The sequence below is a fragment of the Actinomyces sp. zg328 genome, from assembly GCF_009829635.1.
GTDB classification, from domain to species: Bacteria; Actinomycetota; Actinomycetes; order Actinomycetales; family Actinomycetaceae; genus Actinomyces; species Actinomyces marmotae.
Genome location: NZ_VWPE01000003.1, coordinates 242,090 through 263,424, shown reverse-complemented (window position 1 = coordinate 263,424; position 21,335 = coordinate 242,090). Strand labels below are relative to the sequence as shown.

The 21,335-nt window shown below is 69.5% G+C and carries 24 protein-coding genes; 13 read left to right on the top strand and 11 right to left on the bottom strand.

Annotated features, from left to right (window positions below; translation table 11 throughout):
• The 5 genes from GVV75_RS03650 to GVV75_RS03630 all read left to right on the top strand — a co-directional run.
• The coding region (locus GVV75_RS03650) for a hypothetical protein (protein ID WP_159813500.1) at positions 1-308 on the top strand (308 nt) is incomplete at its 5' end.
• A gap of 324 nt (positions 309-632) precedes the next feature.
• Positions 633-920 carry a hypothetical protein gene (locus GVV75_RS03645; protein ID WP_159717747.1) on the top strand — a complete coding sequence of 96 codons (288 nt, stop codon included), beginning with the start codon at positions 633-635 and terminating at the stop codon, positions 918-920.
• Entirely contained in the window at positions 917-1,390 is a 474-nt protein-coding gene (locus tag GVV75_RS03640) for a DNA/RNA non-specific endonuclease (RefSeq protein ID WP_328703532.1), read from the top strand. Before GVV75_RS03645 ends, GVV75_RS03640 begins: the two co-directional genes overlap by 4 nt.
• Before the next feature lie 28 nt (positions 1,391-1,418).
• Complete coding sequence (locus GVV75_RS10090; RefSeq protein WP_201288694.1) at positions 1,419-2,006, top strand: hypothetical protein; 588 nt, start codon at positions 1,419-1,421, stop codon at positions 2,004-2,006.
• A gap of 198 nt (positions 2,007-2,204) precedes the next feature.
• Positions 2,205-2,477 (top strand): hypothetical protein, encoded by a 273-nt coding sequence (locus GVV75_RS03630; protein ID WP_236266045.1) that lies wholly within the window; start codon positions 2,205-2,207, stop codon positions 2,475-2,477.
• On the opposite strand, the gene GVV75_RS03625 is transcribed toward GVV75_RS03630, so the two are convergent.
• Positions 2,469-2,753: a hypothetical protein gene (locus GVV75_RS03625; RefSeq protein WP_159717741.1), complete on the bottom strand. Its 285-nt coding sequence runs from the start codon at positions 2,751-2,753 to the stop codon at positions 2,469-2,471. The two genes, GVV75_RS03630 and GVV75_RS03625, sit on opposite strands and share 9 nt — an antisense overlap.
• Before the next feature lie 48 nt (positions 2,754-2,801).
• On the opposite strand from GVV75_RS03625, the gene GVV75_RS03620 reads away from it, so the two are divergent.
• Positions 2,802-3,113 carry a hypothetical protein gene (locus GVV75_RS03620; RefSeq protein ID WP_159813496.1) on the top strand — a complete coding sequence of 104 codons (312 nt, stop codon included), beginning with the start codon at positions 2,802-2,804 and terminating at the stop codon, positions 3,111-3,113.
• 174 nt (positions 3,114-3,287) lie between these two features.
• On the opposite strand, the gene GVV75_RS03615 is transcribed toward GVV75_RS03620, so the two are convergent.
• Together GVV75_RS03615 and GVV75_RS03610 are read right to left on the bottom strand one after the other, a co-directional pair.
• Positions 3,288-3,602, bottom strand: a complete 315-nt coding sequence (locus GVV75_RS03615; protein ID WP_159813494.1) for a pore-forming ESAT-6 family protein — start codon at positions 3,600-3,602, stop codon at positions 3,288-3,290.
• 30 nt (positions 3,603-3,632) lie between these two features.
• Positions 3,633-3,968 (bottom strand): WXG100 family type VII secretion target, encoded by a 336-nt coding sequence (locus GVV75_RS03610; protein ID WP_159522662.1) that lies wholly within the window; start codon positions 3,966-3,968, stop codon positions 3,633-3,635.
• A gap of 1,159 nt (positions 3,969-5,127) precedes the next feature.
• Here GVV75_RS03610 and GVV75_RS03605 point away from each other — a divergent pair.
• The 7 genes from GVV75_RS03605 to GVV75_RS03575 all read left to right on the top strand — a co-directional run bounded on the left by GVV75_RS03605 (position 5,128) and on the right by GVV75_RS03575 (position 12,970).
• Positions 5,128-5,361 carry an FHA domain-containing protein gene (locus tag GVV75_RS03605; RefSeq protein ID WP_159624496.1) on the top strand — a complete coding sequence of 78 codons (234 nt, stop codon included), beginning with the start codon at positions 5,128-5,130 and terminating at the stop codon, positions 5,359-5,361.
• 39 nt (positions 5,362-5,400) lie between these two features.
• Positions 5,401-5,736 carry a hypothetical protein gene (locus tag GVV75_RS03600; protein ID WP_159717739.1) on the top strand — a complete coding sequence of 112 codons (336 nt, stop codon included), beginning with the start codon at positions 5,401-5,403 and terminating at the stop codon, positions 5,734-5,736.
• 10 nt (positions 5,737-5,746) lie between these two features.
• Positions 5,747-7,042, top strand: coding sequence for an EsaB/YukD family protein (locus GVV75_RS03595; RefSeq protein WP_159813492.1), 1,296 nt, complete (start codon positions 5,747-5,749; stop codon positions 7,040-7,042).
• 152 nt (positions 7,043-7,194) lie between these two features.
• Positions 7,195-7,980: a hypothetical protein gene (locus GVV75_RS03590; protein ID WP_159813490.1), complete on the top strand. Its 786-nt coding sequence runs from the start codon at positions 7,195-7,197 to the stop codon at positions 7,978-7,980.
• Positions 7,977-11,987: a type VII secretion protein EccCa gene (eccCa, locus tag GVV75_RS03585; RefSeq protein WP_159813488.1), complete on the top strand. Its 4,011-nt coding sequence runs from the start codon at positions 7,977-7,979 to the stop codon at positions 11,985-11,987. Before GVV75_RS03590 ends, eccCa begins: the two co-directional genes overlap by 4 nt.
• 129 nt (positions 11,988-12,116) lie before the next feature.
• Positions 12,117-12,569: a hypothetical protein gene (locus GVV75_RS03580; RefSeq protein ID WP_235905087.1), complete on the top strand. Its 453-nt coding sequence runs from the start codon at positions 12,117-12,119 to the stop codon at positions 12,567-12,569.
• 149 nt (positions 12,570-12,718) lie between these two features.
• The gene (locus tag GVV75_RS03575) at positions 12,719-12,970 is read left to right on the top strand and encodes a DUF350 domain-containing protein (protein ID WP_159522674.1); all 252 of its coding nucleotides are present in this window, start codon (positions 12,719-12,721) and stop codon (positions 12,968-12,970) included.
• Between the two features lie 109 nt (positions 12,971-13,079).
• Here GVV75_RS03575 and GVV75_RS03570 read toward each other — a convergent pair whose 3' ends face one another.
• From GVV75_RS03570 to GVV75_RS03535, 8 genes are all read right to left on the bottom strand, one after another.
• On the bottom strand, positions 13,080-14,525 hold the full coding sequence (locus tag GVV75_RS03570; protein WP_159624502.1) for a hypothetical protein: 1,446 nt from the start codon (positions 14,523-14,525) through the stop codon (positions 13,080-13,082).
• 251 nt (positions 14,526-14,776) lie between these two features.
• Positions 14,777-15,298, bottom strand: coding sequence for an NUDIX hydrolase (locus GVV75_RS03565; RefSeq protein WP_159813486.1), 522 nt, complete (start codon positions 15,296-15,298; stop codon positions 14,777-14,779).
• Positions 15,299-15,307: 9 nt separating this feature from the next.
• Complete coding sequence (locus GVV75_RS03560) at positions 15,308-16,201, bottom strand: metal ABC transporter permease (protein WP_159522680.1); 894 nt, start codon at positions 16,199-16,201, stop codon at positions 15,308-15,310.
• On the bottom strand, positions 16,201-17,334 hold the full coding sequence (locus GVV75_RS03555; RefSeq protein ID WP_236266044.1) for a metal ABC transporter permease: 1,134 nt from the start codon (positions 17,332-17,334) through the stop codon (positions 16,201-16,203). Before GVV75_RS03555 ends, GVV75_RS03560 begins: the two co-directional genes overlap by 1 nt.
• Positions 17,334-18,089, bottom strand: coding sequence for a metal ABC transporter ATP-binding protein (locus GVV75_RS03550; protein ID WP_159813484.1), 756 nt, complete (start codon positions 18,087-18,089; stop codon positions 17,334-17,336). The genes GVV75_RS03555 and GVV75_RS03550 overlap by 1 nt, the downstream gene beginning before the upstream one ends.
• 54 nt (positions 18,090-18,143) lie before the next feature.
• The gene (locus tag GVV75_RS03545; RefSeq protein WP_159717725.1) at positions 18,144-19,097 is read right to left on the bottom strand and encodes a metal ABC transporter substrate-binding protein; all 954 of its coding nucleotides are present in this window, start codon (positions 19,095-19,097) and stop codon (positions 18,144-18,146) included.
• A gap of 123 nt (positions 19,098-19,220) precedes the next feature.
• The gene (locus GVV75_RS03540; RefSeq protein ID WP_159717723.1) at positions 19,221-20,000 is read right to left on the bottom strand and encodes a type 1 glutamine amidotransferase; all 780 of its coding nucleotides are present in this window, start codon (positions 19,998-20,000) and stop codon (positions 19,221-19,223) included.
• Complete coding sequence (locus GVV75_RS03535) at positions 19,997-21,325, bottom strand: Mur ligase family protein (protein ID WP_159813482.1); 1,329 nt, start codon at positions 21,323-21,325, stop codon at positions 19,997-19,999. The genes GVV75_RS03540 and GVV75_RS03535 overlap by 4 nt, the downstream gene beginning before the upstream one ends.
• Positions 21,326-21,335: the final 10 nt, after the last annotated feature.

Below are 21,335 nucleotides of genomic sequence, written 5' to 3'. Positions count from 1 at the left end.
TCGGGGGGCCGCCGGAGGCGATCAACGTGGTGCCCATGCACAGGGATGTCAACCTGTCGGTCAAGGGCGTCGACACGTTCTATAAGTTCGAGAAGAAGGTCCGCGATGATCCGGGCAATTACAGGGACATACGTGTCGAGGTGCGCTACGCCGACCCTGATATCACCTCGCCCACTGGTTCCCTGGAGGGCCTGGACCCCGCGTCCCGAGTGCCAGAAGAATTCGATGTCTTCTGGACCGACAGAAGAGGAATCGGCAACAGTGAAGTTTATCCGAATGAGGCGCTTCCTGATGGTGGTTCACGATGAAGACCCGCAGAGAGAAGAGGTGGTGCGCCCGTGGTGAGGTGCGATGATTTTGAGAGCGTTGAGGCTGCGATCCGTGAGTGGGTCCAGCAGGTGCCGGGGTTCGAGTTGTTCGAGTGCGACATGCTCGGGATCGGCCGTGTAGTTAGAGTTAATATTTGGTTGACGGTGGATGGCGAGAGGAGGTCTGTCAGGCCTCCGCTCGGTTTAGGTGGTGGGCTTGGGAGGCTGCGTGATTGGCAGGCTTTGCCTGGTCGTGGGGCGTGGACGTGCGGTCATTTCTGGATGGTGGCTGGTGAGTGGGTGCTGCGCGGTGAGGTGGACTGGATGAGGGAGCCGGACTTCGATGATGGCCATGGCCCTGAGCGCCCGGGGCCGCATTCGTGCTATGTGGAGTTGGGGCGTCATCCGCGTGATCCGGAGTTCATCCCGGAGTGGATGGCCGCGGGGGCGGCTCAGTGGGAGAAGCGTGAGGCCGCCCTGGCGCGGCGCAGGGAGCGGGACCGGGCCCGCCGAGCCGCCAAGAAAGCAGAGAAGGCCGCCCAGCAGGCTCAGCAGGCCCAGCAGGCCGACCAGTCAGGGGTCGCGGTTCCCGAGCAGGCGCCGCCGGAATGACCCCAACGCCCCCCCCCGGGGGCGTGCCCGCACTCCCGGGCTCGGCCATGCTCCCGTCGCTTGGCGGCAGTCAGGTGCCCTCTGCTGGCCACGATGGCCGCGACCAGCAGAGGGCGCCCTATGATTTGGGTGGTGAGGGCTTCAATGGCGGGCACCTGGCCGCTCATGAGTTCGGGGGGCCGCCGGAGGCGATCAACGTGGTGCCCATGCACAGGGACGTCAACCTTCCAGTCAAGAACACCGACACGTTCTACGCCTTCGAGCAGAAGGTCCGCGATGATCCGGGCAATTACAGGGACATACGCGTCGAGGTGCGCTACGCTGATCCTGATATCACCTCGCCCACTGGCTCCCTGGAGGGCCTGGACCCCGCGTCCCGAGTACCAAAAGAATTCGGTGTCAGATGGAGAGATTTCGCCAATATGCCGAAGAGAAAATCCTATCCAAATGAGCCACTCAAAGGCGGGTGAACTCAAATAAAGACGCTTAGGAGGCAAAATGGCAAGTGTTCGATATGATGATTTCGAGGGCCTTGAGGTCGCCGTGCGCGAATGGGCTCAGGCGATACCCGGGTTTGAGCGCTTTGAGTGTGAAATGGTTGGGATCGGGCGCATGGTAGATATCGTGGATTGGCTGACGGTCAACGGAACAAAAGAGGCGATTTGGACCCCTTCCGATATAGGTTACGGGTTTGGGAGGCTGCGTGATTGGCAGGCTTTGCCTGGTCGTGGGGCGTGGACGTGCGGTCGTTTCTGGATGGTGGCTGGTGAGTGGGTGCTGCGCAGCGAGTTGGACTGGATGAAGGAGCCGGTCTTCGATGACGGGCAGGGTCCTGAGCGGCCGAAGCCGCATTCGTGCTATGTGGAATTGGGGCGTCATCCGCGTGATCCGGAGTTCATCCCGGAGTGGATGGCCGCCGGTGCCGCTCAGTGGGAGAAGCGCCAGGCCGCCCTGGCCCGGCGCAGGGAGCGAGACCGAGCCCGCCGAGCCGCCAAGAAAGCAGAGCAAGCAGAGAAGGCCGCCCAGCAGGCCCAGCAGGCCGACCAGTCAGGGGCCGCGGCCCCCGAGCAGGCGCCGCCGGCATAACCCCACACCCCCCGGGGGCGTGCCCGCACTCCCAGACGCGGCCACGCCCCTCCGCCGCTTGGCGGCAGCCAGGTGCCCTCTGCTGGCCACGATGGCCGCGACCAGCAGAGGGCGCCCTATGATTTGGGCGGATGTCTACGCGGGTACCTGGCTGGTTATGAGTTCGGGGGCCCGCCGGAGGCGATCAACGTGGCGTCCATGCACAGGGACGTCAACCTTCCGGTCAAGAACACCGACACGTTCTACGCCTTCGAGCAGGATGTGAGGAAGAATCCGCATGAGTACAGGGACATACGCGTCGAGGTGCACTACGCCAACCCCGGCGCCGCCTCGCCCACTGGTTCCTTGGAGGGCCTGCCCCCTGAATCCCGAGTACCAGAGAAGTTCTATGTTTCCTGGACTAATTCTGAGAACTTGCCCGATAGACACGTTTTCCCAAACAAGGCGGTTCGTGATGGTGGTTCACGATGAAGATCTGTGGAGAGGAGAGGTGGTGTGCCCGTGGTGAGGTGCGATGATTTTGAGAGCGTTGAGGCCGCGATCCGTGAGTGGGTCCAGCAGGTGCCAGGGTTCGAACGCTTCGACACAGAAATGGTCGGGATCGGCCGCGTCATTCGCGGCAAGGACTGGCTCACGGTCGATGGTGACAAAAAACGCATCAGGCTTCCGATCGGTATCGGGCCCGGTCTTGGGGGGCTGCGTGATTGGCAGGCTTTGCCTGGTCGTGGGGCGTGGACGTGCGCTCATTTCTGGATGGTGGCCGGTGAGTGGGTGCTGCGCGGTGAGGCGGACTGGATGAGGGAGCCGGACCTCGGCGACGGCCATGGCCCTGAGCGCCCGGCGCCGCATTCGTGCTATGTGGAGTTGGGGCTCTACCCGCGTGATCCGGAGTTCATCCCGGAGTGGATGGCCGCCGGGGCGGCTCAGTGGGAGAAGCGAGAGGCAGCCCTGGCCCGGCGCAGGGAGCGGGACCGGGCCCGCCGGGCCGCCAAGAAAGCAGAGAAGGCTGCCCAGCAGGCCCAGCAGGCCCAGCAGGCCCAGCAGGCCGACCAGTCAGGGGCCGCGGCCCCCGAGCGGGCGCCGTCAAACCCCATGACTCGGGAATGAGCCGCGTGGTCGTGGAATGAGGCGGTGTGGGGGGCGAACTCTATCCGCTCGGCCCCCACACCGCCTCCAAGTCCCCGAGGAATCCGAAAGATCCGCAGTACCGGCTGTCAAACGGCTCGCATGCCGTCGTGGTGCTCCGGGGCGTGCCTCCCGGGCACAGGGGTGGGCGGCGCCTCAGCCGCCGATCTCCTGGACCGCGGCGGCGGCCGCCTTCAACGCCGCGGACGCGGTGTCGTCATTGGACTGCATTGCCGAGCGCAGCGTCGTGATGATCGTCTTCACCTCGGATGCCGCGGTCTTCCAATTCTGCTCCTTCGCGTGATACTCCTCCGACACCCCATCGGCCTGGTACTGCGCCATCGCAGCCCTCACGTCGGCATCGCGCTGATCGATCAACGACTCCAGTCGGGACGCCACCGACTCAAAATTCGACTGAGCCTCACTGGACGCTCCCATGTCAAAAGACCGCTGCTCAACATTGTTCGCCATCTCAAACTCCTCCAGTGCTCGACGATCGACTCAGGCCCTCGGCCCGAACGTCGCCCCATCAAAATTCGCTCCCGACTCGGCCTGCCTGGTTGACTCGACCATATCGGCCACGCCCTTCGTGAATGCCGAGTCCATCCCCTTGATGCCGCCCAGTACCGACGCCAGCGCTCCGTTCAGATCGTTGGCCACCTGGTCCGTCCGCCCCTTGAACGAGTCGAACGCCGCTCGGGCGGCCCCATTGAACCGCCCTTCCAGCGGCTCAGCCGCCGCCACCAATTTCTTGACCAGACTTCCCAGGTCGTCGTGAGACGTCGACGTCTTCTTCGTCAACTCCGACAGCGCTGACTCGGCCATATCGAACTTCATACCAAGGACCTCCATCCTCCGGGACTCGAAGCGCTCAGGGCCAGTGGGCAGCCCGCCCGCCAACCAGATCACAAAACCGCAACACACAACGGCAACCGCACCTTAGCAGACCCTGCCACCAGGCACGCGGCTCCACCACCGCGCGCCCCACCCCATGGCATCCCACTCATCCCACCGCGAACCCCGACGCCCCCCATGCCCAACCCCCGCCGGGACAATCCCCACACCAACGTGGGACAACGGATATGCCACACACCCACCCCCATCGCTACAGTGACGACAGCCCTGCCACCGGCCCGCCACCCCAGGAAGGACCCCCATGACACCCCAAACCGAGGCACGCACCCACCCCGCCTCGGACAGCCGACCATGGGTTCCCGCCGACCTCGTTGCCGTGCTCGCCGCCGACGTCATCGACGTCGTCCTCGTCATCGTCCCACTGGCGGTGGGTCTCGCCCTGCCAGGGCCAGCCTGGTTCCGACTTGTCCTCATCATCATGTGTCCCCTCGCCCTTCTTCACCTCCTCGACCACCACGGTCGGCACGGGAGGTGGGCAGGAGGGGCGCTTCTCGGGCTCCGCACGGTCGACGAGGAAGCCGGGCTCCCCACGGGAACGCCACGCGGTCTCATCGCGCAGGCGGCGCTGGGGCAAGCCGTCGGGGCAACGACCATTGACACGCGCCGCGGCCCCGATCCAACTCGCGGCCCCCTCGGCGAAGCGCCCAGGATCGAGGCCCCAGCCCCTAGGCGCCCCCGACGCTCCTCTGGCCGGGATCAGGTCAGCCTCAAACCGGGACGCTCCTCGGGCGCTGGGCCCGCGCTCGATGAAAGACGCCACCTGCCCGCATCCCCTCAGCGCGAGATGGCCCCATCTCCGTTCAGGAGCCCCCGATCCGAGGCCCAGCCCTATGCGCCCTCCGCCACCCAGGTCGTGCCCCAGGAGGCCGCATGGGCCACGCCGCCACCCAGGCCACCGCGTCCCTCTGACGTCCCGCCCCCACCGCCCCCGCATCCCAGCCTTCCCTCGGCGGCGCCCATCCCGTCGCCGCGGTACGCGCTCCGTCTGCGCTCCGCCCACGGGTGGACATGGCTCCTGTCCTCGCCCACGATCATCGGTGGGGCGACGCGGCAGATCCCAGCGCTCGCCCCGCACGGAACCGTGGACATCCCAGGAACGGGATCTGCTCTTTCCGACAACCACGCGCATCTTGAGCTCCTTGACGGCTCTCTCTACCTGGCCGATCTTGGCTCGGCCAGCGGCACCCGGATCATCGGTCTCGACGGCGCCATCCAGCAATGCGCCCCCTCGACGCGATACCGTGTCCCCCTTCCCTGCACGATCGAGTTGGGCGCGGTGAGGCTGTCCGCCGAACTGGAGAGGCTCCCCGCATGATCCGAGCCACGCGCGCGGCACTCACAGGAGGTGAGCGGCATGCCACGTGACAACGACTCCGCCATCCTGGAATCCGCGAAGGTCCACCATGCCCGGCTGCGGATCGCCTTGCTGCGCGGGCGATCCTCAATGACGGTCCGACGCACGGTCCCCGCGATGATCGGCTCGCTGGTGGTCGCCGCGCTCATCAGCGCCGGCTGCGTCGGCTACGGCTATCTCTCCACGCACCTGGACTCGATCCGCCCCCCATCCGGGACGCGTGGCGCTCCCACGAGCGAGGCGACCCCGTACACGACCCCGAAGCCCGCGCAGGCCACTGCCACCCGGAACACTGCCCCGGACGCTGTTTCAGACCCAGACTCCTCGAACAGGTGAGCGACCAGTGATGCCCTACACCCGACTGACCCTCGTCACCGAGCGCTCTCGCGCGGAGGCTGTCCTGCCGTCGGACGAGCCGATGGGCATCCAGATGCCCATGCTCATGGATCTGCTCGGGCTGACCGTCGGGAACCACATCCCCTCCGTCAGCCTCGTCAGACCCGATGGCGCACTGGTCGATCTCGAACTCGACCTCGCCGCGCAATCCGTTTTCGACGGCGAGATCATCAGAGTCGTCGCCGATGACCAGGCCCCCGCGCCCATGCAGGTCGCCGACATCTCGAACGGGCTGGCCGAGGCCACCGACACTCACCCGGATCGATGGTCCGAGCGCGACCGCATGCGCTTGGTCGGCTCGGTCACCGCGATCGCCCTCGCGTCAGCGATTTGGCCATGGGCCTTCGACACCGCCAGTGCCTCCTCGGCCTGGGTCGCCCTCGTGCCGGGCGCCCTGGCCATGGCCGCCGAGTCAATCGTCGCGGCCGCGTCCAACAGACACCGCGCCGTCGTCGGCACCCTGGGAGGACTCCTCGCTTGCGGCCTCCTCCTGCCGGGTGCCTGGGCGGCTCATGCCGCTGGCGCCACCATCGCCTCGGTCGTCGTCCTCCTCGTGTGCGCGGGCGCGCACTGCCTGGGCCAGCATCGCATCGGCTGGGCGTCCGGGACGCTCCTCGGGCTCGGGCTCGTCGGAATATGGGCCGCCCTCGACAGGGTCGCGGCATCCAGCGAGATCGCCCACGGCGCCATGGGACTGATATGCCTCATCGTCCTGGGAGTCCTGCCATGGTCGGCACTGACGTCCTCGGGGATCTCCCGCCTCGATGACGATGCCATGGCCGGCCGCCTGACCGACCGCCATCGCCTCCACCGGAGCATCAGGCACGCCCACGACCACCTTCTCAGCGCGGTCCTCGTCACCGCGATCGGCCTGGGCGCGTCCGCCTCCGCCCTCGCCACGTACACCGACCCATGGGCGATCGCCCTGACCCTGTGCCTGAGCCTGACAGTGCTCCTGCGCTCGCGCGCCTTCCCCCTGACCGCCGAGGTAGCCGCCCTGTGGCTGGCCGCGCTGATGCCCGCGCTCGTCTTGTCCACGCGCATTCCTGAGATCTCCAGGCCATGGGCGATCGGCGCGGCCGCCATCCTCATCACGACCACCAGCCTGATGAATCCAGCAGCGCGTGATCGCATCCGCCTGAGGCGGATCGGGGACAGGGTCGAGACGCTGGCGACGGTTGCCACTTTTCCCCTGCTATGCGGACTGTCCGGCCTCTACTCGCATCTACTGGCGGCGCTCGCATGATGGCGCGGGCGCGGCGCACGGCAGGAGGACCTCTCGGGGCGCTGCGACGATGGGGCACGCTCATCAGTGGGGGAGCGGGCCATCGATCGCGCGCGATCGAGACATCGCAGGCCATTCGCAGGCCGCTGCCGCTCACAGGCCGCATCCTCGTCGTGCCCACGGCCCCGGGCGCTGGGGCGACGACCATCGCACTGCTGCTGTCCTCCCTAATAGCGCGGGAGAGGCGCCGCCCAGGCCTGATCATCAGCGCTTCGCCCGGCCCCCGCTCCGCCGCCGACCTCCTCCCATACTCCGCCAGCGCCGCGGAGATGCCCGCGGCGCGCGCTCCAAGGACAGTCGCCCAGGCCATCGAGGCCCTCGGGAACAGTCCCGACGGCCTCCTGTCCTGTCTTCGCCTGCCCGAGGGCTCGGCCAACCCCGATGCGCTCATGCGCTCCTGGACCCGCGCCCAGCATGACTACCTGCGCTTCTTCGACACAGCCGTCACCGAGACCGGCAACGCCGGCGCCCTCGGCCCCGCGCTTCTCGATCTCCATCGGCGCCATCACAGCACCATCCTCGTCTCCCCCGCCCAGCGCGCCAGTATGGATAGGGGGCGCGATCTGGCCGCTCGTCTGCTTGGTGAGGCCCGGGGCAAGCGCGGCGCGCTCCTGCACGTCGTCGTCGCCACCAGGCCCGGCTACCCCCTGGTGCCCGAGCCCGGGGCGGGGGAGAGCCTCGTGCCCTTCGACCATTCCCTCGCCGGGGGTGGCGTCTCAGCCTCGGCGCCCGGCCTCCTTGACCCACTGACCTCCCGCGTCATCGCCGACGTCGCCGCCACATCGATCAGCGGTTGCATCGCCGCCCTTTCGCGGCGCTCCCGCCGAGCGCTCGCGAGCGAGCGAGGCCTCGGCGGGAGCGACCAACTCCTGCCATCCATCGGGAAGGTATCCCCATGATCGAGGTCGTTCACAGGCCCGGGCGCGTTGTCGCCCCCGTTGAGCCACCGGAAGCGGCCCTCCTGCCGATCCCGCCCCAGTTGACCGATACTGGCGTGGGCCAGCCGTTCCCCTTCCAGATGCTTCTGCCCCTGGCCGGTGCGGGCTCATCCATGCTCATGATGACCGTCATGCGGGGAAACCCGATCTTCGCGATGCTCGGCGCTGTGGTCATGGTCGTCACCATGCTCGGGATGGGGGCGATGATGATCTCCCGCCGCTCCGGGCAGGGGCGGCAGCGTCGAGAGCGCAGGGATCACTACCTTGACGAGCTCTCCTCCACTGACAGCCAGGCCGCCGCGCGATCGGCGCAGTACCGCGAGGACCTCTTCCAGACCCAGCCCGATCCCTCAGCGCTGGTCATCATGGCGCGAGCCCCGGAAAGGCGCTGGGAGCGGCGCTTGTCGGACGGTGACTTCCTCCACCTGCGCCTGGGCATCGCCGACCTGCCCGTCCCCATGGTGCGTATCCCCGGTGGCGGGGCACCTCCTCAGATCGATCCGCTGCTCATGACCGAGGCGCAGGCCGTGCTGCGCCGCCACAGCGTGCAACGCGGCCTGCCGGCAGCGCTTGACCTCGACTGCGCCGGTGACGTCTCGATCATCGGACCGAGGGACTCCACCGCGGCCATCGCCCGTGCCCTACTCGCACAGGCCGCTGTTCTGCACGCCCCCGAGGACCTGCTGGTCGCCCTCGCCCACGAGCCGGAGCGGGCCAGTGCCTGGGACTGCGCCGCACGACTGCCGCACCTGCGCGTGACCGGGGCCTTCGACGGCCCGATAGCCCTGCGCCGCGTCGCCCCGGACCACCAGGAACTCGAGCGCCTGCTACGGCCGGACATCGCCGCCGCGACGAAGGCAGTGGGATCGCGCGGATCGTGGATCCGTACCGGGTTCCACGGCCCTCGCCTCCTGGTGGTCTCCGAGCTCAACGGCCCGGCGCGGGCACTGAGCATCCCCGACCAATCGCTCACCCCCGGCGATATCGGCATCACCACCCTCCACCTCGTCGAGGACCGCCTCGACGAGCCCTCCTCGCCCTCCTGGCGCCTGACCGTCACCGACGACGGCGTCCTCGTGGAGGACCTGCGCGCCCAACAGCGGTCCAGCGCTCCCATGGATCCGTCGGCCCCCGATACGGCCCAGCCCTTCCTCTGCGAGCCCGACGCCGTCGGCCCGGCCCTCATGGAAGGACTCGCGCGCGCCCTCGCGCCGCACTCGCTGGGAGCGGCGGCCCACCGCCACGAGTCAGAGGCCGCCACCACGTCGCTCAGCGACCTCCTCGGCGTGGCGGACCCCCGGCACGTCGACACTCACGCGTCGTGGGCCAAGCGCCCGCTACGGGACTTCCTGCGCGTGCCCATCGGCTCCGACGACGACGGCAAGCTCGTGCTCCTCGACATCAAGGAGTCCGCCCAACTGGGCGTTGGCCCTCACGGCCTGTGCATCGGCGCCACCGGCTCGGGGAAGTCCGAGCTCCTGCGCACGCTTATCGCAGTCCTGGCCACCACGCACTCACCTGACGACCTCTCGATGATCCTCGTGGACTACAAGGGCGGCGCGGCCTTCGCCCCGTTCGCCACCATGCCGCACGTCGTCGGGCTCATGGACAACCTGGCTGATGATGCCGGCCTGACCGAGAGGGCCCGCTCCTCGATCGCCGGTGAGGTGCTCCGCCGCCAGGAGCAGCTGCGCGACGCCGGCAACTCCCCCGACATCGGCCACTACCGCCATCTGCGCGAGTCGAACCAGGGCATGGCCCCCATGCCGCACCTCTTCGTCATCATCGACGAGTTCGGCGAACTCTTGACCGCTAACCCGGACTTCATCGACCTCCTCCTGACGATCGGGCGCATCGGCCGGTCGATCGGCGTCCACCTCCTGCTCGCCAGCCAGCGGATCGAGGCGGGAAAGCTCCGCGGACTGGACACTTACCTGTCCTATCGGCTCTGCCTGCGCACCTTCACCGAGTCGGAGTCCGCCACCGTGATCGGCAACGGCGACGCCTTCCACCTCCCCTCGGCTCCCGGCTACGGCTACCTCAAGGTGGACACCTCCATCTATACCCGCTTCCGCTCCGGCTTCGTCTCCGGCCCGCTCGACGAGCTCGACGATGTCCCAGAGCCGGAGGAGATCACCGAGCGCCGCCCGCTCCTCCTCCCGGTGTACAACGAGCTGGAGGCAGGCAGCGAGGGCGAGGCCGGCGCGGATATCGGCGAGCCCCTCCCGGAGACCCGCACCATTCGCGCCACTGTGGTGGACTCGATCGTCAACCAGCTCTCCCAGGCCGCGCCGGCCAACACACCGGTCTGGCTCGAACCACTGCCTCGTCAGCTCTCCCTGACCGGCATGTACGGAGGCGAGCTCAGCCGCAGGCCGGGGCAGCCGCCCCGCGCCCCCGACGGGCTGTGGGATCCTCCGGGCCTGACCGTGCCCATCGGCCTCGTCGACGACCCCGCCCACCAGCGCCAGGACATCTGGGACCTCGACCTGACCGTCGGCGGCGGACACATCGCCCTCATGGGCGCGCCCCAGAGCGGCCGAACGACCTTCCTCATGACTCTGGCGACGTCGGCAGCGCTCGCGCTGCCGCCCTCGCGCCTTTCCTTCTACGGCATCGACGCCACAGGCGGCGGGCTGAGCCGCCTGAGCCACCTGCCCAACGTCGGGGGCATCGCCACCCGCGGTGATCGTGAGCGGATGCGACGCGTGCTCGACGAGATCGTCGCCATGCTCGACCAACGCGAGCGGATCATCGCGGCCAACCGCATCGACTCCCTGGAGATGATGCGGTTGGAGCACCGGCAGGGGCGGGTCGACGGCCTGGCCAGCGCCGACGTCGTCCTGCTCATTGATGGTATCGGCCTCATCCGCGCCGACTTCCCCGAGTTGGAGGACGGCATCGACGAGCTGATAAGGCGCGGCGGAGGCCTAGGAGTCCACATCGTGACCACCCTCGCCCGCGCCAATGATCTCAAGATGGCTCAGCAGCCGCTCTTCGGCACCCGACTCGAACTGCGGCTCAACGACCCCGCTGACTCCCTCATCGCGCGCAAACTCTCCCAGACCCTCGCCCCCGATGCCCCCGGCAGAGTGCTGCGCCCCGACAAGCTCTTCGGCCACCTGGCCCTGCCCATCGAGCGCATCGAGGAGGACCGGGGCGTCGGTGCTGCTCTTGACGGGCTCGCCGAGGAGATGAACGCCTCCTGGACCGGCTCCCGTCCCATGGCGGTGCGCCAGCTCCCGGACGTCATCGACCCCGCCACCCTGCCCGACGACGTCGAGTGCCCCGACCAGGTCCCCTTGGGGATCTTCCAGGACACTATGTCCCCCCTGCAATTGGACCTGGGCGGCGCGGACCCCCACCTGCTCGTGTTCGGCGATGCCCGCTGCGGGAAGTCCACTGTTCTGCGCGGCATCGTCGAGGGGCTCGTGGCACGCTCAACCCCCGAAGAGCTCGTGTTGGGCGTCTACGATGTGCGACGCGACGTCGCCCGAGCCTGCCCGGAGCCCTACCTCGGGGGCCATGCGACCTCGTCGACCACCGCGGGCGGCCTCTCCGCTGCCATCGCCACCGAGCTCGACCGCCGCGCCGCCCTGATAGCTGAGGGCAAGGAGGCCGATGGGCCGCGCATCGTCCTCGTCATCGATGACTACGACATCCTCTCCTCCGGAGGGACCAACATCCTGTCACCCATCGTCCCCCACCTGCCCTCGGCCAGGGACCTGCGGCTCAACGTCATTGTCGCCCGTCCCACCGCTGGCGCCTCGCACGCCATGTACGATCCCGTCCTCCTGGCGCTGCGGGACAATGGCGGAACCGGATTCCTCATGGATGGCGACCGCCTTGAGGGCGTCCTCCTGGGAGGCGTCCGTCCGGCTCGCATGCCCCCCGGCCGGGGGAACTGGGTCCAGCGCGGCAGGCGCCCGCGTATCGCGCAGGCCGCCTATTTCGCGCCGGAGGCCTGACAATGCCAGACCGCGGCTTCGCCGGGGGCGCACTGGATCCCCGACCGGCGATGGTGTCGCTGCGCGATTGCCGATACCGTAGACGACTATCAGCGCTGAACTCACGACACCCAAGAATGGAGACCGAAGATGGGGATGGACATGATGGGCGGAATGGGGCCCATGGGCGGTGGCCTTGAGGCCCAGTCGCGGGCCATCGGCAGCCTCCAGGGAAGCCTCGCCGCGTACATGGAGCAGGTCGGCGCCACCGCGGCCGGTATCGAGATCGAGACCGTCGGCCTTCGCGCGTCCGTCCAGACCACCGCCATCATCAACGGGGCCCAGCAGGCTAACGTCATCCCCGGCGAGATCGTCCAAGAGGCGGTGCAGCTGCGCGTGGCCATGGCCCACCCCCGCGGCGGAACATGGACCTGGGCGCACCTGACCATGACCGCTCCGGACTACCGCCTGAAGGTCAATGTCGACTACGACCGCAAGCCAGATCTCGACCCGCCCGTGAGCGCCAAGGATTGCGCCGACGAGCTCTCCCACTTCCCCCGGGACCCCGGCACCACCCCCGATTGGATGCGCCCGGCGCGGTGACTGACGGCGCGGCGTCACCGGTGCCCGGCGCGGCGTCAAGGCCCAGGCCTCCCCGACGCGCGTGCCGGGGAGGGCCGGTAGTTTCGGCTGCGTCGGACTACCTGCCGGGCCGAGCACGAGATGGCGAAGCGCGATAACGCGGAGGAAGCATGAACACGATCCCCCTTGCGAGCCACAACCTGTCGAGCGTGGGCCTGACCTGGGAGTCGATCCTGGCCACGGTCGTCTACGCCCTTCTCGGCGTCGTCCTGCTCATGGCCTTCACCTGGGCCGTCAACAAGGCCTTCGGGCTCAACCTACGCCGCGAGCTCCTCGAGGACCAGAATGTCGGTCTCGGCGTCGCCCTCGCCGGCACGGCCATCGCCGTCGCCATCATCGTCTCGGCGACCATCACCGGCTGAGCAGCCGCCTCAAGCGCCTCGACGACGGCGCCCGCCACCCCATCCACGGGGCGGCGGGCGCCGTCGGCTTGCTTCTCGCGGTTCACCGCGGGGCGACCAGCGCGGGACCCTACTTCCTGGGAGCGGTGACCCGCCCCGGCCGCAGGCGGCCCGAGCGGTCCTGGGAGCCGGAGGAGCCTGACCTGCCTCGGCTCGACTGGCTCTCCTGCGCGAACTGACGAAGGCCCCACTGGGGGCGGGCGCCGTCGGCCTGGGACCAGGAGGAGGCGGATCCGGCTCCTGCGGCCGCCCCCGCTCGTCTTGCGGAGGCCTGCCCACGGGCGCCGGGCTGGCCCGGGCCGCGCCTGGCCGGGGCGGAGGGCTCATCGGCTCCGGTCGCCGGGGTGGAGGCGGCGGGCGCGGAGGCCGCCGTGGCCGAGGACACTGACACGGTCATGGACGAGGGGGAGGAAGCTGACAGCCTCACCGTGGGGGTGGAGGTCGCCGATCCTTGCGTCGTGCGCCCCGGGGCGTGGACGGGGCGCCGCGAGGAGGCTCCCGGTGCCGACGGCGTCGGCGAGGACGCGCGGTCGGGAATCCTCGCCTCAGTGGGCGGGATCTGGGCGGTGCTGCGGTGCGACGAGGTGCTGGCCGCCTTGTGGGAGGGGGCCGCGGCGGAGGGGGCGCTGCCGGCTGATCCGCGCCCGTGCGTCCCGTGGTCGGTCGGCTTGGGCCGGTTGATGCGCTGCTGGTAGGCGGCGGGTTCGACTGCGATGGGCTGCTCGATCGGGGTGATCGGGCCGGTCTGCGCCCGCTGCGCCGACGAGGCGCTGGCCGCCGAGCGCCACGCGTGCGCCGTCGGCTCCTCACGCAGATCGTAGAGGGACAGGTCCTGGCCCGCATGGTGCAGCACCTCCGAGATCGGGGTGAGCATGGCCAGGCGGAAAGCGGGATCGGCCGTCCCCGTGCTCATCGAGGCCCAGGTCTCCTCCGGGCTCAAGGGCTCGCTGGCGGTGTCCAGGTCGCGGCGGATCGCCTGCACGAGGCACACCTGGAGGCGCGCGTAGGCCATGATCGCCGGCTCAGTCCACCGCGTGCGGGGCCGCTGGCCGCGGATGATCGAGAAGTTCCGCAGCGAGCGCAGGATCGCCTCCGAGCCCATGAGCACCGTCACCGAGCGCAACCGGCTCAGCGCCTCCTCGGCGGCGTCGGAGGTCCGCACGGGCCGGCCGGTTCCGATATGCGTGTTCTCGGAGGCGATCTCCCGCAGGAAGCCGCGGTAAGCATCCGCCTTCTCACTCATCAGCCGCTCGCTGGGGGCCGCGTGGTGCTGCTCGTCCGTGTCCGCTGCCCTGGCGGCGCCCAGCCGTCGCAACTGCTCTTCGATGCGGGACAGCACCTCCGGCGGCACGCCCCCACCCTGGCCTGACGATGCCGCGCGGGCGACGGCCTCCGACCTAGCCGCCTGGGCCTCCGATCGCGCCTGGGCCGCCACTTGGACGGAGCGCCACGTGAGGAAGCCGACGATGAGGATCAGGACGATCTGCAGGGCAGGCAGGACAACGGTGGCGAGCATGCTCACTATTGTTGCCTGATCGTGTCCTTTGGCGCAGCCGTTCGAGCAGGGACGGTTCTCACGCTGAGGTCTTCAAGGCCCTGCGCTCGCACGGAAAGTGGCGAGGTTTGAGGATTCCTTTTCCTGACGCCATGTCGCGCTATGGGTTTATGCAGGTCAGAGGCGTGGGGTGAAGGGCGGCTGCGCCCCAGAAGGATGCTGATGCCCGAGCAATCCTCAAACCGCGCCATTTTGAATCCGGAGGCGCCCGCTCAGCCCCGGATCAGCGGAAGGCAGGGGTGCGAGGGGCGGTCGAATGCGGCGGGGGCGGGTTTGGCGAGCCAGGCCTGGGCGGCGCGGATGCGGCGCCGAGCCGAGCCCATGAGGGGCTCGGGCAGCGAGTCCGGCGCAAACCAGCCGACCTCCGTCGACTCGTCATCGGCCACTCTCGCGGGCCCCGCCCCGGCCACGGGCCGCGCCACGAAGTCGATGTCCATGAAGACGCAGCGATCGCCGTTGGGGAAGGTTTTCGGAGCACTCGCCCCCACATGCGTCAGACCCAGCAACTCGATCGCCACCCCGGTCTCCTCCAGGCACTCGCGGACCGCCGCCGCGCCCGGCTGCTCGCCCGGCTCGGGAATCCCCGAGACCACAGACCACTGACCGTTGTCAGCGCGCCGCCCGAGCAGCAGCCGCCCGTGCCCGGCGACGACGACCACGCTGACTCCCGGCAGCCACAGTTGGTCGTGGCCGATTCTCTCGCGCAGGGCCAGGATGAATTCCGGTGTCGCCATGGGGCGAGTCTAAGAGTGGGAGGCGCCCTGCTCGCCAGCCCTTGCCGCGAGGCCGCGCCTGGGCGCGGTGACCCCCAGCACGACCAGGAACACCAGTGCGTCCACCACCGCCATGGTCGATGACGTCGCCAGGTCCCAGCGCAGCGCCACCCAGAAGCCGAGCAGCGCGGAGGCCGCCGCGATCCCCAGGCTCATCAGGATCGCCCCGAATAGGGAACGCGACACGAGCAGGGCGGTCGCCGGGGGGATCGTCATCAGCGCCACGACGAGGATCGCGCCCGCGGCATCGAAGGCGACGACGACAGTGATCGCCACCAGCGTCATCAGGCCCAGGTCGGTGCGCCGCACCGGCAGGCCCAGGGTCCGGGCCGACACGGGGTCGAAGGTGGAGATCTTGAGAGTGGGGTAGCACAGGGCGATATAGGCCGCTGTGATCGCGAAGACGGCGGCCAGGCGCCACATCATCCGCGGGCCCAGGTCGATGCTGCCATTGGCCACGAGGATGTGCTCGGGAGTCAGGGCCATGAGGTTGAGGTCCCCGGTCAGGACGGTGTCCTCGCTGATGTGCACCTGGGAGAGAGTGGTGGACAGCAGCAGCACGCCGATGGCGAAGAGGGCGGGGAAGATCAGGCCCTGGTCGGCGTCCCCGGTCACCAGCCCGGAGGCGCGCAGTCGCTCGGCGCCCAGCACCACGACCAGTCCCATGAGGGAGGCCGCCACCACCATGAGCGGGGATCGCGTGGAGCCGGAGATGATCGCGCCGACGACGATGCCGGGCAGCACGGCGTGGGACATGGCCTCCACGAGCATCGACTGGCGGCGCAGCACGAGGAGAGTGCCAGGAAGAGCGCAGGTGAGCGCCGTGGTGACGGCCAGGACGGCGACGGAGACGATGAAGGGCATCAGCGCGCCCCCGCCGGCATCGTCGGGGCGCTCGCGACCGGTCCCGGAGCCCCGACCGGGACGGCGGGGCTTGCCTCAGCGGGGCCGGCCTCAGCGGAGCCGGCCTCAGCGGGGCCGGGCCCTTCGATCCGATGGGCCTCGGCGGTGATCCGGGCCAGCAGCTCACGGCGCTGCGCGCGCAGGCGGGCCCGACGACGCAGGATCGAGCGCTCCGGCGCGCCCAGCAGGGAGGCGATGAGGAAGACCGACAGGACCAGGACAACCACCGGCCCGGTCGGCACGCGGCCGAGATTGACCGCCAGCACCGATCCGATCGCCCCGGAGGCCCCACCGATCAATCCGGACAGCCCCACCATCGACCACAGGTGGTGCGTCCACTGGCGCGCGGCCGCCGCCGGCATGATCGCGAAGGCCACCATGAGGATGAGCCCGACGGCCTTGATGCCGATGACGATCGCGACGGTGGCGGTGCCCAGCAGCAGCGGGGAGAGGAGCCGCGGGGAGAAGCCCATCGCCCGGCAGGCGATGGGGTCGAAGGTGAGCAGTGCCAGTTCCTTCCAGCACGCCGCCACCACGATGAGCGAGGCCGCGCCGAAGGCCACGATGGTGACCAGGTCCGCCCGGGTGAGGGTGGCGGCATTGCCGAACATGTAGGAGGTGATCCCGCCCCGCTCGGGCAGGGAGGAGTGGACGATGATCCGCATGAGCACGATCCCGCCGCCGTAGAACAGCGCCAGGCAGATCGTCATCGCGGCATCGAGCCCCACCGGCGAGCGCGCCGCGATCCAGTTGGCGAGCAGCACTGCGCAGGTGGAGGCGATGATCGAGCCGATGGTCAGCACGAGCATGGAGCGCCCCCCGATGCCCAGGACGGCGGTGGCGATGATGAAGGAGCCCGCCACGCCCAGGGTGGCGGCGTGCCCGATGATGTCGGAGACGAGAGACTGCTTGTGCAGGTACAGGAACGCGCCGAGGACCCCCGCGGTCAGGCCCACGATCGAGGTTCCCAGCAGCATCATGCGGAAGGTGTAGGAGGCCAGGAGCGCTCCGGGCCCGACGATGCCGGGAAGCAGCGCGCCGGCCTCGGCCAGGGGCGCCGTCGGCAGCGCGGTCAGGGCGAGGACGGCGCTCATCACTGCCGCCCTTCGCCCATGAGGGCCTCATCGGTCAGCCCGTAGGCGCGGTGCAGCGTGGTCTGGGTGAAGGCCTGCTCGAGGGGCCCCGCGGCCACGAGCAGGCCGTCGGACAGGAGGATCGCGTGGGTGCAGAAGCGCCTCACCGTCGACAGGTCGTGATGGACGACGACGATCGTGCGCCCCTCGTCCCGCAGTGAGCGCAGGACCCCCATGATGGCCTGCTCGGAGGCGACGTCGACTCCCGCGAAGGGCTCGTCCAGCAGGTAGAGGTCGGGCTCCTGGGCCAGGGTGCGGGCCATGAAGACGCGCTGCTTCTGGCCGCCGGAGAGCTGGGAGATCTGACGGTCCGCGAGCTCGGGGATGCCGACCCTCTCCAGGGCCTCCAGCGCCGTGGCCCGCTCGGAGGCCCCCGGGCGGCGCCACCAGCCGAGCCTGGCGTAAGTGCCCATGGTGACGACGTCGCGCACCGTGGTGGGGAAGTCCCAGTCGACCTCCGCGGTCTGGGGCATGTAGGCCACCTGGCTGCGGGACCGGGACAGCTCCTCGCCGAAGAAGCGTACGGAGCCGGCCAGGGAGGGGATGAGGCCCATGGCGGCCTTGAGGAGGGTGGATTTTCCCGCGCCGTTGGGGCCGAGCACGGCGGTGACGGCGCCAGCGGGGATCGTCAGGCTCACGTCCTTGACGACCGGGCGGGCGTGGTAGGCCACCGAGAGGTGCTCGACGGCGCAGGGAGGGTGCGGATCGTGCGTCACAGGCGTTCCTCGTCAGCGGGGCCCGCCACGGCGGCCCCGGCCTCGGGTGGGCGCTCAGGCGGCAGTGCCGGCCAGCGCGGAGGAGATGGTCTCGGCGTTGTAGGCGAATACCCCCAGGTAGGTGTCCACTGGGGCGGACTCGCCGAGGGAGTCGGCGTACAGGGGCTTGTCGGAGACCTCGACGCTCCCGCCCTTGGCGGCCACCGCCTCCTTGACGTGGGTGATCGCCTCGGGGTTCTTTAGGTTGTCCTGGAAGATGACTTTGATCTTCTTGTCGGCGATGAGGGTGGCGAGCTCCTCGATGTCGGTGGCGCTCAACTCGGACTCGGAGGAGACGAAGTCGGTGGCGTGGATCTCGATGCCGTAGGTCTTGCCGAGGTAGTTGAAGGCGTCGTGGCCGGTAATCAGGACGCGGTTCTCCGGGGGGATCGCGTCGAAGAGCTTCTTGGCGGCCTCCTTGGCCTCGTCGATCTTCTTGTTGTAGGCCTCGGCGTTGGCCTTGTAGGTCTCGGCGTTGGCCGAGTCGATCTCGGCGATCTTGCGCGCGCAGGCGGTCACCACGTGCTTCCAGTTGTCGGGGGAGTTCCACACGTGGGGGTCGTGGCCCTCGACGACGCCGTCCTCCTCCCAGGGCAGCAGCATGTCCTCGGGGATCGACTCGGCGGCGGGCACCTGCTTGGCGCCGAGCCCATCGAGCTGGTCCAGCATCTTGTGCTCCATGTCGTGGCTGGTCCACAGGACGACGTCGGCGCTCTCGATGGCCTGGGTGTCCTTGGTGGTCAGCTCCTGGGTGTGGGGGTCGCCCCCGGGGCCGACGAGCACGGTGATGGTGGCGTCGGGGGCGATGTTCCTGGCGGCGTCGCCCAGGTAGCCGGTGGTGGCCACGATGCTCAGGGACTTCCCCGCGCCGGAGCCGCCGTCCTTCTTCTTATCGGTGGCGCAGGCGGACAGGGTGCCCGCTGAGAGGGCGGCCAGGGAGATGATGGCGCTGCGGCGGGTGAGACGCATGGCTCCTCCGGGGAGATTAGGGGTGTGATAAGGCGTGCCTAATTACTTTAAAGAATGGTAAGCGTTAGTGGCAAGCCCGGTGGCGATCATTCTCACCGGCGCGTTGATGACCGGGCCTAGGGCTCAGCGCGGGCGGGACATCGCCACCGCGCGGGCCCTGTCCGCCCAGGCGCCGTCGAGGCCGGGGTGCGCCGCGTCCTCGCCGACCCACTCCAGGCCGGCGGCCCGCACGGCCCGCTCCAGGAGCCAGTCGGCCACGGCCGGGTTCTTCGGCAGCAGCGAGCCGTGCAGATAGGTGCCGATGACGTGGTGGGCCAGCGCCCCCTCGGTGCCGTCCTGGCCGTTGTTGCCATCGCCCGAGCGCACTCGGCCGAAAGGAGCCTGGCCGGGGGCCAGGGTGGTCAGGCCGGAGTGGTTCTCGTAGCCGACAATGTCGCCGAAGATCTCGCTGGTGGTGGTGATGTTGCCGATCAGGCGCCCGTGACCGGCGACGGTCTCGGCGTCGAACACGGAGATGCCGGGGATCTCGCTGCCCTGCGCGGTCAGGAAGCGGTGGCCGAAGAGCTGGTAGAGGCCGCAGATGACGAGCATGGGCACTCCGTCCGCGGCCCAGGCGCGCAACTCGGCCGAGCGCGCCTGGAGATCCGCGGTGATGCGCTCCTGGCCGGAGTCCTGGCCGCCGCCGCCCACCACGAGGTGGACGCCGTCGGGCAGCTCGTCGCCGGGGTCGTAGGAGAGGACCTCGACGTCATAGCCGCGCCACTGGGCCCTGCGGGCCAGCACGAGGGTGTTGCCCCAGTCCCCGTAGATGTTCATGTCCCGGGGGTAGAGCTGCAGGACGCGCAGGGCGCCGGCGCTCGCGCCGCCCGCCTCCCCGGAGTGCTCGTAGAGTTGGGCGCTCACTTCATGACCTCCTCGACCTCGGTCAGCTCGCCCAGGCGGGAGCGCAGCGCGAGCATCGCCGTGTAGGTGGTGAAGACGCGCATGGGCCGGCCCGTGCGGCGCGAGTCCTCCCGCAGGGCGTCCAGGGCCCGGCCCAGGTCCGGCTCCACGGCCCCCACATCCACCTCGTCGTAGCGCAGACGCAGGGCCATGTCCCAGGCGCGCGTGCCCGTGACCACGGCCACGCCCGCCTGCCTCAGGCCGGAGAAGTCCACGTCCCACAGCCAGGACATGTCCCGGCCGTCGGCGTACTCATCGTTGACCGCCACCATCACCGACTCGGGGCCGGGCGCCGTGGCCGCGGTGAGCAGGCCCATGCGGAAGCCCGCCGGGTTCTTCACCAGGGAGAGCTGGACCTCCCGGCCGTCGAGGTTGAGGACCTCACCGCGGCCGAAGGCGGCCCGCACTCGCCCGAGCGAGCTCAGCAGGCCCGGTAGGGCGGCGTCGGCGCGATCCCCCAGGGCCTCAAGGGCGACGGCCAGGGCGGCGCAGGCGTTGAGCTGGTTGTGGATGCCGGGGATCGCGAAGCGCACCTCGTGGGCGGCCCCGTCCACGAGGACGGTGGCGTCCTGGCCGCTCAGTGACTCCAGGACAACGCGGGGGCTCACATGGCGGGCGGCGGTGGCGTCGGCGGCGCCGGCGCGCAGCTCGTCGTCGGACAGGAACAGGGAGCGCAGCCCGGGGCTGGCGCCGAAGGCGGACACGGGGGCGGCCAGGCCCTCGGTGAAGGCGGGCGCGCCCAGGCGCGGGTCGTCGGCGTTGGTGACGACGGCGCCCGTGGTGGCCAGGGCGACCTTGCGCAGCAGGGAGGCGGTGTAGTCAATCTCCCCGAAGCGGTCGAGCTGGTCGCGCATGACATTGAGCAGCAGGCAGGCGCGCGGCTTGACGAGTTGGACGAAGCGGACGGCGTGGGCCTCATCGAGCTCGAGCACGGCCACATCGGCGCGCAGGCGGCCGACGGCGTCGACGTCGTGGAGGAGGGAGGCGAGCACCCCGCGCACGAAGTTCGAGCCGGTGCGGTTCGTGACGACCCTCAGCCCCTGCTCGGCGAGCAACTGGACGACCATCTTCGTCGTCGTCGTCTTGCCGTTGGTCCCGGTCACGACGACGACGCCCATGGGCAGCTGGCCGAGCGCGCGGGCGAGGAAGCCGGGATCGGCCTTCTCCATGACGAGCCCGGGGAAGGCCGTTCCGCCGCTACCGCCACCGCGCAGGCGGGCGGCGACGCGGGCCGCGCGGCCCAGGGCGACCGTCAGGCCGGAGCGCGGGGATGCTGAAGAGGTCATGAGCGTGAGT